This window comes from Nodularia sp. UHCC 0506 (genome assembly GCF_034931045.1).
GTDB lineage: Bacteria > Cyanobacteriota > Cyanobacteriia > Cyanobacteriales > Nostocaceae > Nodularia.
The window spans coordinates 1-14,294 of record NZ_JAYGHH010000073.1 but is presented as its reverse complement, the minus strand read 5'-3'; the positions used below and the strand labels follow the sequence as shown (position 1 = coordinate 14,294).

Sequence of the window (14,294 nt, the reverse complement as noted above, 5' to 3'; positions counted from 1 at the left end):
ATTACCATCGCCACCTTCCAGGCGATCGCTTCCTTCTCCACCATCAAGGTAATCATCTCCGGCTTGACCGATTAACTGGTCGTCACCTTCGCCACCATTGATAGTATCGTTGCCAGTACCACCATCGAGAATATCGTTTCCGCTTTGACCTAAGAGTTGATCGTCATCTTCACCACCATTGATAGTATCGTTACCAGCACCACCATCTAAGTAATCTAAGCCAGCTTGACCAATTAACTGGTCATCACCTTCGCCACCAATCAGGCGATCGCTTCCTTCGCCACCATCAAGAATGTCATTTCCAGCTTGACCGATTAACTGGTCATCGCCTTCGCCACCTTCTAAAATGTCATTGCCAGCACCGCCATCGAGATAATCATCTCCAGATTGACCTAAAAGCTGGTCATCATTTTCTCCACCGAAGAGAGTATCCTTACCAGCACCACCATCGAGAACGTCGTTTCCAGCTTGACCATACAATTCGTCGTCGCCTTCGCCACCTTCTAAAACGTCATTGCCAGCACCGCCATCGAGATAATCATCCCCAGACTGACCTAAAAGCTGGTCATCACCTTCGCCACCAATTAAGCGATCGCTTCCATCACCACCATCGAGAACGTCATTTCCGGTTTGACCATAAAGTTGGTCGTCACCTTCACCACCTTCTAAAAGGTCATCTCCGGCTTCACCAGCCAGATAGTCATCTCCCTCTTCGCCAGCCAGATAGTCATTATCATCACCGCCCCACAGTCTATCATTACCAGCACCTGCGTATAAGATGTCATCTCCGGCTTGACCTAGAAGTTGGTCATCGCCATCACCTGCGTTGAGATAATCCTTACCTTCACCACCATCAAGAAAATCATTACCTGTACCACCAACAATTAAGTCATCACCGATATCACCGTATAATTCATCGTTGTCGCTACCGCCATCAATGTTGTCATTTCCTTCTCCACCGCGAATCAGGTCATTACCAGCTTGACCAATCAGTTGGTCATTACCTCTTTCACCGTAGATGGTATCGTTACCAGAACTGTTATCGTTGCCACCATTTTCACCAGCAACCCAGTCATCGCCATCACCGGCGAAGATAGTATCGTCAGCATCACCCCCGTAGATGATATCGTTGTCTTCTTCACCGTAGAGAGTGTCTTGGCCTTCATTACCGTAAATGGTGTCGTTACCAATACCGCCACGAATAGTGTCATTGCCAAGTTCACCATAAAGCTGATCATTACCGCCTAGCCCTTTGATAGTATCGTTACCATGATCACCAGTAATAATGTTGGCATTGCTATCACCCGTAATTTGGTCGCTATATTGAGAACCAACTACATTCTCAATGCCCATTAAGGTATCGTTACCACCTTGACCATCGATGGCTGATTCAGTCTCTAAGTTAACAACAACAGCACCACTGTCACGACGGTAGCTAACTGTATCAATCCCATCACCACCTTCAAACTGGTCATTGCCAGCATTACCAATCAGTAGGTCATTACCTGCTAAACCTTGAATGCGGTTGTCTTGATTGTTACCAACCAACACATCATCAAATTCAGAGCCAATAATATTTTCCAGATTTTTGAGCGTGTCTACAGTCGCAAATCCGTCTTTGGCTGTACCTGAATTAATTTCAAAGTCAGATTCCAGGTCAATGTAGGATGAACTGGGGTTTTTAGAGTTGATGGCGGCTTGCGATCGCAAATTTACATCATTGGCATAGTTGCTATTCTCGTCAATATTAACAACAACACCACTCAGAGAGTTGTCGTAACTTACAGTATCAACTTCGCTGCCACCATCAATGATGTCATAACCTGCTTCGGCTTTTAGGAAGTCATCACCAGCACCGCCGTAAAGCTCGTCGTTACCTTCGTTACCGTACAGGGAGTCATTATCACCTTGACCGTAAAGAATGTCATCACCAGAGTTACCTTCTAGAAGATCATTGCCATCTCCACCTTCTAAATAGTCATGACCTTCATTTCCGTACAGAGAGTCATTACCAGCTTGTCCATAGAGTCTATCTTCCCCTGTACCACCTTCTAGTCGGTCTACACCAAAACCACCATCAAGAATGTCGTTGCCTTCGTTACCGTACAACACATCATCATCACCTTGACCGTAAAGCTGATCACGACCAAGACCACCAACTAGCAAATCGTTACCGTCACCACCATCTAGGAAGTCGTCGTCAGCGTTACCATACAGGTAGTCGTTACCAGCTTGGCCATAGAGTTTGTCATAACCCTCCGCACCGTCTAAATAGTCATCACCAGAGCCACCGTCTAAATAGTCATCTCCGGTACGACCTAAGAGAATATCGGCATCGTCACCACCATACATCTTGTCGTTACCAGCACCACCATCTAGGAGGTCTTCTCCAGTTTGACCGAAGAGTTGGTCATTGCCTTCTGCACCTTCTAGGTAGTCATTACCAGCACCACCATCTAAATAGTCATCTCCGGTACGACCTAAGAGAATATCGGCATCATCACCACCATACATCTTGTCATTGCCAGCACCACCATCTAGAATATCTTCTCCGGTTTGTCCGTAAACTTCGTCATTGCCTTCACCAGCATATATTGTGTCATTTTCAGAACCGCCGTCTATGTAGTCATCGCCAGTACCACCTTCTATGTAGTCATCACCTTCATCACCGTAAAGCTGATCATTTTCGGTTTCGCCAAAGATGCGGTCTGCTCCTGTACCACCACGGATCAAGTCATTGCCGGCTCGACCGTACAGTTCATCGTTACCTTCTTGACCGTAAATTTTATCATCGCCGTAGCCAGTATCGCCGGAAACCCAGTCATCACCAGCACCTGCCCAGATGGTATCATCACCATCACCGCCGTAAATGTGGTCGTTATCTGCTTCACCGTAGAGGATATCTTGGCCTTCATTACCATAGATGGTGTCACGACCAGTACCACCCCAGATTTCATCATCTCCTAATTCGCCGTAGAGTTTGTCATCGCCTTCTCTACCTTCGATAATGTCGTCTCCTGCGCCACCAGTGATAATATTGTTTTGGCGATCGCCAATGATTTCGTCAATGTATTGAGAACCAGCTACATTTTCAATGGTAGAGATGGAATTATTTCCTGCAATAGCAGAGATAATATCATTGCCACCCCAACCATCAATGGCTCTACCAGTGGTGAGGTTAACTCTAACACTACCAGGATCTCGGCGGAAGCTGAGGGTATCAATCCCATCTCCACCATCAAATTTGTCATCTCCAGCATTACCAATCAATAGGTCATTACCACCTAAACCTTGAATGCTGTTATTTTTATTGTTACCAATCAGCACATCATTAAATTCAGAACCAATGATATTTTCTAGATTTGTGAGGGTATCTGTAGTTCCAAATCCGTCTTTGGCTGTACCGGAGTTGATTTCAAAATTGGTTTCTAGGTCAGTGTAGTAGGTGCTGGGATTAGCATCAGTAATAGCTTGAGCGGCTCTAGCATTAACATCATTGTTATATGCTTGAGTTTCATCAATGTTGACAACAACCCCACCTGGTGAGTTGTCGTAGCTGACGGTATCAACTTCGCTACCACCATCAATGAAGTCGTTACCAGCTTCTCCTAATAGCAAGTCATCACCAGAATCCCCGTACATCTTGTCATTACCGATGCCACCATAAAGAGTGTCATTTTGAGCGCCACCACGCATGGTGTCATCACCGGAGTTCCCTTCTAAATAGTCGTTGCCTGTCCCGCCGTCTAGATAATCATTGCTAGAACCGCCATACAGTGAATCTTGATCAGCACCACCGTAAATTTCATCAGCACCGCTACCGCCAGACAGGGTATCAGCACCAGCTTCTCCATCTAGCAGGTCATTATCTTCTTGACCGTGGAGGATGTCATTACCTGTACCACCTTTAAGGGTATCGTTGCCTGTACCACCTTCTAACCAATCGTTACCAGAATCACCATTGAGAGAGTCATTACCAGCGTTACCATACAAGTAATCGTTGTCAGCACCACCATAGAGAGCATCATTGCCTATATCACCTATGAGAATATCAGTTCCAGACTCTCCATATAGCAGATCATTACCCTCTTGCCCATAAAGGCTATCATTACCTGTACCGCCTTTGAGGGTATCATCACCTGTACCCCCTTCTAGTAAGTCGTTACCATTTCCACCTTCTAGTAGGTCTTTACCACCTTCACCTCTAAGTTCGTCATCACCACCCCAGCCGTATAGAGTGTCATTACCTTCACCACCATAGAGGTAATCTATGGCATCATCCTCATTACCACCATCTAAAAGGTCATTTCCACCTTCACCATCAATATAGTCAGTATCATTCTGACCATATAACTTATCATCACCTTCACCACCGGAGAGAGTATCTACTCCTTTTCCGCCCCACAGGTTATCATTACCACCCTGACCCCGCAGGTCATCATCACCACCCCAGCCGTATATGGTGTCATTACCTTCACCACCATATAGATAATCTGTGGCATCATCCTCATTGCCACCATCTAAATAGTCATTACCATCTTCGCCATCAATATAGTCAGTATCATTCTGACCATAAAGTTGATCGTCGCCCTCTCCACCGGAGAGCGTATCTACTCCTTTACCTCCCCAAAGCTCATCATTACCACCCTGACCCCGGAGGTCATCATTTCCATCTTCACCTTTGAAGATATCCGTGTAATTACTACCATACATTTTATCGTTATGGGATGAGCCTTTAATGGTTTCAACTAAACCAACTGTATCTATAGTATTGAAACCATCTTGAATCTTATAAACATCTGAACCAGCATATTGTGTGGCTTGAACGATGATTTTATCAGAACTAGATGAGTAATCAGCAGTGTCATTGCCCTCACCACCATCTATTAAGTCATAGCCTTCACCACCGATTAAAGCGTCGTCTCCAGCATTACCACGAAGAACGTCGTTTCTTCCACCTCCATTTAATTCTTCTCCATCTTTAGTGCCTTCTAACCAATTATCTTTATCATTGTCACCTTGTCCATCAAAACCATTTTGCCCAACTTGTTCTTTTCCATTAGGAAAGTAGTATCCTTGAGGTTGTAGTTCATAGAAAAAATCTGTAAAATAGTCTTGAAAATGAAAGTTTTTTAAATAATTCTCTGTGAGACTGTGAGTATTAGATCCTTTAATTAAAGTACCTATAATACCTTCCATTAGACTAAAAGTTTTTTCATACTGTGAAAGCTTGCTAGTAATACTATTAGCTAATTGCGAAGATAAATCACTTGCAGAAATAATTGGATTAAAAACTCCAGAAAATGGATTAATTATTGAGTAAAACTTGTCTTTTAGAAAAGAGTTGATTGAGTAAGAGACATCAAGTTGAAAATAAGTTACAGGGTCATTAGCATCTTTGAGAATTACTCCATCATAATTACCATATAATCCACTAATAACATCATTTATGAATCCAACGGTTGCATAATTAGTAGGCGAACCCATAGAAATGATTCTAATACGATCTGGATTTGAATTAATTGTTTGTAAACCATCTTCTACAAAAAAGTTACCTTGAGAGTGAGGAACGAAAATAACTGAATCTTTTTTATTGGGTTCCAACCAATCGCTCACTCTTGGAGTCCAAAAGCTATTTTCAAATTGACTTGGATAAGGCTCATCTACAAAAAATTGTTTCAATGATTCTTCTATTTCATTGCTCAAAAATGTACCAATTAAAGCATCAGATAAATTTTTTACTAAATCAGCACCTGTGAATATGCTATCTATCACATTGCCAATTATATTACCAATATTAGTTGGATTGAGGATAATATTCCAACCATTCTCAAGTAAATTTATTGTATCTTTAGCTACGTCTACCCAACTGATCATAGATCGATTGTAATGCCCATCTAATACCACTGAGCTTGGTGGGACATTTAGACCATCATGACTGACCAAATTCAGTGTTTTTGCAATCTCTTGCATCGCACCATCAAAACCACTTGAATTAGTCAAGATTCCATTGATAAAGAAAGCATGAGTTGTTCCATTGTCTTTAATAAGTTGTTCAAGAACTGTAGAATCAGAAAAATCGTTAGCAAAAACGCGATTAGCAAATACAGAATTAAAAATTTGATTATTAGAGTTAGCCATGATTATTGTTCCTTTTTGTGTAAATATTGGCAACTGTTGAATCTTTGAGAAAAATGAACCAATCAACTTACCTTGAAATCAAATTCCGCTATAAACGCAAAAAGCCGATGTAGTAGATCAAAAAGACCTACTGCAACGACTTTGTGAGAATCACACTCATCAGGAGTCAGATATAAAGGAAATTAATTTAATAACTACTTCAGAAATACCAGTCCTCTCAACCGTGTATTTTTCTGAAGTTAAACCTGAACATTTAGCGTGGTAGCTATGAATCTAAAATGCAGCATCAGTTCAAAAATTAGCTATCCAACATGATGATTGCTTGGAGTTTAGGGAAACTCTATTTTATCTATTTACTCCTATTTTCTGGATTTCAATTGCAGTTAAAAATTAGAATTATCAGAATTGGGTACTTTCTGATTTATTGTAACTCAATTAACGGACAATTTTAGTTCTATTTCCTGATTTTTTACTATCTCCAACAGTAAAAGTTCCAGCAAAGATAAAAGCCAATAAAGCTAAAATTGTAGATGATTCTGGTACAGAAGTTACATTAGATGTTGCATCAGATTTTGATGATCCTGGTGTAGAAATTGTATCAGCAGTATTATAGGATAATTTACCTCTGAAATGTGTCCATGCTAGGTTTCCGTCTTTGCTAGATATAGCTTGAGCAGGTGCATTAGGATCGAGCTTTGACGTGTTATTAACCCAAAATCGGAGAAAATTTATCCCACCTAAATTAAATAAGCTGGGGTCATCAAAGAAAAAAGAACCTTCCCAACCATTACCGTCAAAATTTTTGGAAATATACTTTTGATTTCCATCCATCATGACACCTAATACGGAATCATAATCAGAAAGAGCAAGAGCGTAGCTGCCTAATTCGTTGTCATTTAGAGATAATACTACACGGTCATCAGCTACAATCGTACTAAAATCTAGACTAATCCCAGTAGCATCTTTGGGTAGCTCAAATGTGTAATACAAATATGTCACACCATAAAAATCTGGCATATTATTAGGAACATCAGAGCCATAATTATTATTTGAATTAATATCACCTCCTTTCATAATCCAACTAAAATTACTATTAACGGCATAACTTTGATAGCGCGGTTCTAAATAACTACCTGTAAAGTTCCAGGTTAAATTTGAATCTGCATCTCCTGACTTAATTCCTGGCTTTCCCATAGTTCCCGTATTGATAGGGATATTCAAAATAGCAGCATGAGCCGGAATTTGAATACCCAGTGAAAGCAAGAATGCAATAAGAGAAGAGAAGGATTTATTTTTCAAACCATTCACAATATTGCCTCTATTTGTTGACCAAATTAACCTGATTTATTAAGAAGATATTAGAGGTTAATTAGGTTCGATTTATATATGTTACAGCCTCTTAATCATGACATTGAAAATGATGAATACTTACCAAATGCTTGAGCATTAAGTCTGGATTCTTCATCTTTGATAAAATGTAAAGTCGCAAGTATTCAGACATTTTCTCAGTTTTCTGTAGATGTCCTATTTTTCAAATCCTCATCGCTAATAACATAGCGATAGTGAGTTGAACCTCGGAGAATTACCCGGATTTTGTCCTGGTTGATTCTTTCACTATCTATCTCTAGGTGTCCGTAACCTGTATCTTGCCAGGTTTGCAGTAAAACACTCTCAAAGCGTTTGAAAAACTCATCAATGGAATTCGGATCACTAGATGCTAGGGACATGAGTAAATCCTTTCTAGAGTTAAAAGGTTATCCACTCCAAATTCGGTGTAATCCCTAACTATGAACGTATAATGCCCATAGGTTTATTAGGGGTTATTCTGTCATCACTTTGTTTATCTCACAAAGTATAGCAGTGAATATACTTGAGTATACTTACACACTCACATTGTGTCAAGAGAAAATATCAAAAAAATTTTATACATCTGATAATGAGTTGAATATCAAGGTACTGACATCCTGAATAGATACTTATCGGGCAAATTTCAAGCTCTCCAGCTTATTCGAGAGGGATTCAGTGAAAATACTCGCGACAGTGCGATCGCGCTCTTTAATATTGACGCTGACTGACATCCCTGATTGCAACGGTTCTCTCTTTCCTCCCACCTGAATATACTGCTGCTCTAGCCGAATCTTGGCAGGATAACAGGAATAAGGACGAATCTGTTCCGGGGGTAGAGCATCAGAACCTATCGAGACTAATTTACCTTTAATATCCCCAAATTCATTCAAGGGAAAAGAAGCTATGCGGACATCTACATCCATCCCTACTTTTACAAAACCGCTATTTTGATTAGGGATACACACTTTCGCAATCAAAGCATCATCAGGAACAATTTTGAGTAAAGATTGACTACTATTAGCTACAAAATTTTTATAAGCCTTTAAATCAAAAACTGTTCCTGCTTTGGTAGCTCGAATCTCCTGATATTTTAGAACCTGTTGCGCTTGATTAATTTGGTTATCCAGTTCCGTCAACTTCTTTTCATTCTCTAAAATTATCTTATTAATTTGACTATCAATTTCTGCAATGCGTTGTTTATTTGCTTCAATTTTATTCAGCCAATCTCTTTTATAGGAAGATTCTGTATTGTCAAGAAGTGCCTTTGCTTGAGAGATAGCAATTCTTGATTTGACTATTTCTTGTAGTAGTTGATCAACTTCTGCTTGGCGTATACCTACTTCTTGTCTTTGTTTACCAAACTGAATTCTGGAAATACCACCATCTTTTGCTAAAGGTGTAAGATCAATTAAGTATCCAGTTTCATCAGATAACCTAGATTTAGCATTAGCTAATTGTATTTCTCTTTGAGATAATTGATTTTCCAATTGCTCAATTTCTAGTTTTCCAGCTACTATCCGCGAGTTAAACTCATCTTGTATTGTTCGCAACCGTGCTTTTTCCTCTAAACTCAGGTTTAATCCTTGACTAGACTCTCTAATTTGTGCTAAATACATTTGGTTTTCGGAAATTAATATATTCCTATTTTTAGTTAAAAATCGAATTTCATCGGGAATATTTATAGGTAAAATATCAGAAGTGTTGAATGTAGAACCAGATTGAATTTGTGAACGATAGAACCGATTTTCTTGTAATATTAACTCCTTGTTAGTTGTTAAGGATTTTAAATTAGACTGGGCAGTTGTGGTATCAAGTTTAATGAGAACATCACCTGTTTTAACTTGACTACCATCTTCAACATTAACAGATGCTACAACACCACTAATAGGAGCTTGAACTTCTTTTACTTCAGCTTGTGGTTCTAGCTTACCTTCAGCTTTAACAGCTTTGCCAATTTTAGCTACACAAGCCCAAATAATGCCAAAAGAAGTCACACCCACAATACCCCAAATAATTGCTCGTGATAACAAGGGTGATTGTTTTAAAATAATCGGATTGTCAAACTCAGTTTTAGGAATAAATTTATTATCCCTGATTAAGTCTGGTTCAGATAAAATCTGTTTTGCTGTTGTCACCTGATTTAAAGATGTAACGGTAGGATTGCTTGGATTATTTTTACCGTTGTATTCACTCATGATTTTTATATTTTCCTGTTTTTTAGAGCTTAATTTTTTGAACAAACACCAGAGTTTTTATGGAAATAAAAATTTCCTAAAATGGCTGTAATGTAGGGTTAGTAAATGAAACCCGGTATTAAAGTTAAATAAATACTGTTATACTTGGGCTTCCTGTTGACGATATAAACAGTAATAGCGCCCTTTTAAATCCATCAATTGGTTATGAGTTCCTCTTTCTACTATTACCCCTTGTTCCATCATTAAAATTAGGTCTGAATTTTTAATAGTGCTAAGACGATGAGTGATGAAAAAGACAGTACGTTCTTTAAATGCTTCAGCTAGGTTTAAACACACTTGTCTCTCAGAGTCATAGTCTAAAGCACTAGTTGCTTCGTCTAGAATTAGTAACCTGGGGTTTTGTAAAACAGTCCGAGCAATCGCAATTCGCTGTTTTTGTCCCCCAGATAAAGTAGAACCTCTTTCTCCTACTCTGGTGTTATAACCATTAGGCAAAGACATAATAAAATCATGTGCTACCGCTATCTTAGCTGCATTAATAATCTGGTCAAATGTCGCTTCAGGATAATTGATGGCAATATTTTCTTGAATTGTTTCATCAAACAGAAGAGTGTCTTGAGGCACAACGCCAATTTGTTGACGTAAAGAAGATAGTTCAACCTTACTAATATCGTAATCATCAATAATAATGCGTCCAGAGATTGGCTCATATAAGCGAGCTAACAGCTTAGTTAAGGTACTTTTACCAGAACCACTTTGACCAACAATTCCCACAAACATTCCTTCAGAAATTTCTAAATTAATATTACTCAGTTGCAATTGACCACTTTGGGCAAAACGAAAAGAGATGTTTTCATATTTGACATTTCCTGCAATTATAGGCATGGGAATATTGTTATAACTTTCCTCATCTGCTTCTTGGGGTGTATCTAAAATATCGCTTAATCGCTCTAACGATAAACCAGTTTCTTGGAAATTTTGCCACAGTTGTGCTAATCGGAGAAGAGGGCTAGTAACATAGCCAGAAATAATCCGAAAGGCAATTAATTCTCCCAAGGTTAATTGCTGCTGAAGCACTAAATAAGCTCCAACCCATAACACCATTAAACTAGAGAGTTTATTGAGAAAATTCCTAGTTGAATTAGCAGCAGTGGAAGTAATAACACTTTTAAATCCAGCACTGACATAACGTGAATAAAGATTTTGCCATTGCCAACGAGATCGCAGTTCAATATTTTGGGCTTTAACTGTCCGAATTCCTGAGACAACTTCCACCAAATAGGATTGAGTTTTAGCGTTATTTTCAGCTTTCGTTCTTAACTGTTGCCGTACTATTGGAGAGGCTATGATAGTTATCAATATAAACAGGGGTACAGTAGCTAATGCCACTAAAGTTAATAGCCAACTATAAATTGCCATGACAATTATATAGATAACAGAAAAAACCGCATCTAATACTACTGTGAGTGCAGTTCCGGTTAAAAACTGCCGAATATTTTCTAACTCATTAATTCGGCTAGAAACTTCACCTACAGAACGTCTATCAAAGTAGCTTAATGGTAGGCGTAACAAGTGGTCAATAATTTCTGAACCTAAAGCTAAATCAATCCGATTTGTGGTATCTACAAATAAGTACGTGCGTAGGCTAGTGAGTATGGCTTCAAATATAGCCACTACTACCAGAAAAAATCCCAAAACGTGCAAAGTATCAATATTATTTTGGGCTACAACTAAATCAATAATTACCTGAGTAATCAATGGATTAGCTAGAGCGAATAATTGCACAAAAAAGGAAGCAATAAATACTTCTAATAGCACCTTGCGATAACGAGATAGAAAAGGTAAGAACCAGCGCAGACTAAATCTTTCCTTGGGAGTATTGTTAGTAGTTGAAAGTAATAATACCTGACCTGATTGCCCCCAAGAATCAATGAAATTATTTAATTTTCTCTGTCGAATTCCCTCTCCTGGTACTGCTAAAATTATTTCTTTGCTACTAATTTTATAGACAACAGCAAAACTATCTTGCCAATTAATTATTGCTGGTGTGGGCAGGCGATTCACTACTTCGGCAGGTATACTAATTAACTGCGCTTTTAACCCAATTAATTCGGATACAGCACCGCAAAATTTAAGGGAAATACTACCATTGGATTTTATCCGTTCAATTAAAACTCTTTGAATTACATCTTTACGACAGCGAATGCCAAAATATTGACTTAACATTTGAAAGCAAGCTAGGGTTTCATCAACAAAACCTCTGCCTCGAATGTAAGGATATTTGTTTAATTTTTCTTGGCTATGATCACTATAGCGTGAAAATGCAAATTCAGCAGTTTCTTCTACAGGGGCATCAGGAATATCAGCTTCGGAAAATGCAGGAGTGATCGCATTTATAAAATGTTCTGAAGGCAATGCAGGAGAAGGTATTACCGTTTCTGTAATCTTATTTTTCTCTAAGGATAGCTGTGGAATACCTATTAAGCGGAGAGCCTTAAAATTTTTGATTTTGAAGTCGTTGAAAGTATCAGGGTTAAGACGACTACCTACTGGTGAACCGTTAATCATACCGCTACTTAGTAACCAGATTCTGTCTTTGGAGAGACTTGTTTTACCTACTAAGGGATGACAAACTACTGTTTCTGGTAATACTTGTAGTGCTAATTCTTTGAGATTAGTCACACCATCAGCGCGACGTATCAGTTCAGCACCCAGTAAGTCAAATATTTCGACCAAGGTACATTTATTTTGGAATACATCTGCTAATTGGGGTTCTTGCTTTAATAAAGTTAGAAACTCAGATGCTGCTAAAGTGAGGCAAACTGTATCACTGGAAGCGATCGCTGCTTCACAAGGGATACCCCGTACCAAGCTAACGCAACCTAAAACATTTCCGGGATTGAGGATTCCCAGAGTTAATTCTTGCTGATTGCAAGGATCATAACCTAAAAGCCGAACTTGTCCTTGATAGATAATCATGATCTGGGATGGCATTTTCTCCCGGATTAATATCTTTTTACCCATGCGATATCGTAAGGGTTGAAATTGTTCTGATAGATTGGCTATTACTACAGTTGACAGACTGTTAAAGGGAAATATACTGGCCAAAAATTCTTGTATAAAAGAGGTATTTTTTGTGTAAGTCATAAATGATTGATTCTATTAGATGGTTGTAAGCTGGGTAGTATTTACCTGAGTTTTCATGGCAAAATCTATTTGACTCATTTGTTCGGAGAGCCAGGTGGTAAACAATTCGTTTAGCAGTCCTTGACGTATGGACTCATCTAGTTGTACGGGGATAAATTTTTCTAGTCGCACAATCACAACCCATCTTTCTATGGATGTAGGTGGCCAAAGTTGACTAGGTTGACTAACAGAAAGCATTTGCATCAGAGGTAAAGGAAGAGTACCTAGCTCAACTGGACCGTTTAATCCACCAGTCTGAGCCTCTCTACCTTGGGAGTGCGATCTTGCTAAGTCTGCAAAGGATTTTTCACTTTCTTGAATCCGAAAGTAGATTTCTCTAGCAGCATCAGTATCTTTGGTACGAATTAACGAATAAATTACCTTGTCTAGCTGTCCTTTGCGTTTAAGGAAGTAGGAGTCTAATTTGTCACCCCAAGTCACTTGTTTAAATTTTTCAATCCTTAGTTGCCGTGTGGCTAGAGTCTCTAATTGCTCTATATTGATGTTGAACCGCTTACACCAGGCTAGATAAGATGTTTCTGTGTTTAACTGTTGCTGCTCCAGTAAATGATGAGCAATGGCTTTTTCCTCTGGAGTCAAATCAATAGGAGCGATTACTTGATCAATAATAATTTCTCTCAGAAGATGAGGTAGCATTTGGTAACGAGTTAGTAGGCAGATGATTTGCTCATCTGCGATGGTTTGATTACCAATTTGTAAAACTGTTCTCATAGATACCTAGCAGGAGTAGTATTTTCTCAGTTCAAGGGCTTCGATTCTGGAGATATTATTGACTATGCTCTGAATTTACGTGTGATATGTGATATTTCTAACAAAGTTGGTCAAAATTAGTCTCCGCATCGCCGACTTCAAACTTGTTTCTCACTTTATCATCTAAAGTATAAGTATTGTGATTATTATTATATATAATTTAGGTTACAAAGTATAATTTATTTGTTCTATCTGGTTGAAAAATGTTTTGTCTATGCTTTGAAGCCAGCGCATTGAGCTACTTTTGGCAAAGATATTGGTTTAAATCACAGATTTTCAACCATAGGTTCTCCGCAATAGACAGCTTGTGGTATAATAAGTGACTTTGGAGTAACGTATTTTAACGTGAGTTCGACGGAACTAAAAAAGGGCAGGAGGTAGAGCAGGCAAATCTTTTGGGTAAATGTCAATGGAAGGTTTTTTGGGCAAATAAGTGTAAGCAGCAGCCCTCTCAATATTGACAAATAGTACATTATGTGATTTTTCTAAGGAGGTAAGACGAAAATTGTACTTAAACGCTTATGCTGTCTCCTGTATTTGATGCATTTGTAGAAGCCAGCCCCGTCAGTGTAATGATGCGAGTCCTGATGGAAAATATTTTTAACTCCTCACGGATGAATCGGCTGTTCGAGAATCAAAGCCTTCGCCAATACT

General features: G+C 38.9%; 6 protein-coding genes. All 6 read right to left on the bottom strand.

Annotated elements, in window-relative coordinates; translation table 11 throughout:
- Window positions 1-6,141: calcium-binding protein (locus VB654_RS23990; protein WP_323216349.1), on the bottom strand; the 6,141-nt coding region annotated here is incomplete at its 3' end.
- A 435-nt stretch (window positions 6,142-6,576) separates the two neighbouring features.
- Complete coding sequence (locus VB654_RS23985) at window positions 6,577-7,449, bottom strand: hypothetical protein (RefSeq protein WP_323216348.1); 873 nt, start codon at window positions 7,447-7,449, stop codon at window positions 6,577-6,579.
- 197 nt (window positions 7,450-7,646) lie between these two features.
- Window positions 7,647-7,868, bottom strand: coding sequence for a hypothetical protein (locus VB654_RS23980; protein WP_323216347.1), 222 nt, complete (start codon window positions 7,866-7,868; stop codon window positions 7,647-7,649).
- A 249-nt stretch (window positions 7,869-8,117) separates the two neighbouring features.
- Complete coding sequence (locus VB654_RS23975; RefSeq protein ID WP_323216346.1) at window positions 8,118-9,683, bottom strand: HlyD family efflux transporter periplasmic adaptor subunit; 1,566 nt, start codon at window positions 9,681-9,683, stop codon at window positions 8,118-8,120.
- 138 nt (window positions 9,684-9,821) lie between these two features.
- Entirely contained in the window at window positions 9,822-12,830 is a 3,009-nt protein-coding gene (locus VB654_RS23970) for a peptidase domain-containing ABC transporter (RefSeq protein ID WP_323216345.1), read from the bottom strand.
- A gap of 15 nt (window positions 12,831-12,845) precedes the next feature.
- A complete protein-coding gene (locus VB654_RS23965; protein WP_323216344.1) occupies window positions 12,846-13,601 on the bottom strand; it encodes a peptidylprolyl isomerase in 756 nt (251 codons plus the stop codon).
- Window positions 13,602-14,294: the final 693 nt, after the last annotated feature.

Coding starts and splice junctions, on each gene's coding strand:
- VB654_RS23975 (WP_323216346.1), bottom strand. CDS start 9,683: ATGAGTGAATACAACGGTAAAAATAATCCAAGCAATCCTACCGTTACA.
- VB654_RS23970 (WP_323216345.1), bottom strand. CDS start 12,830: ATGACTTACACAAAAAATACCTCTTTTATACAAGAATTTTTGGCCAGT.
- VB654_RS23980 (WP_323216347.1), bottom strand. CDS start 7,868: ATGTCCCTAGCATCTAGTGATCCGAATTCCATTGATGAGTTTTTCAAA.
- VB654_RS23965 (WP_323216344.1), bottom strand. CDS start 13,601: ATGAGAACAGTTTTACAAATTGGTAATCAAACCATCGCAGATGAGCAA.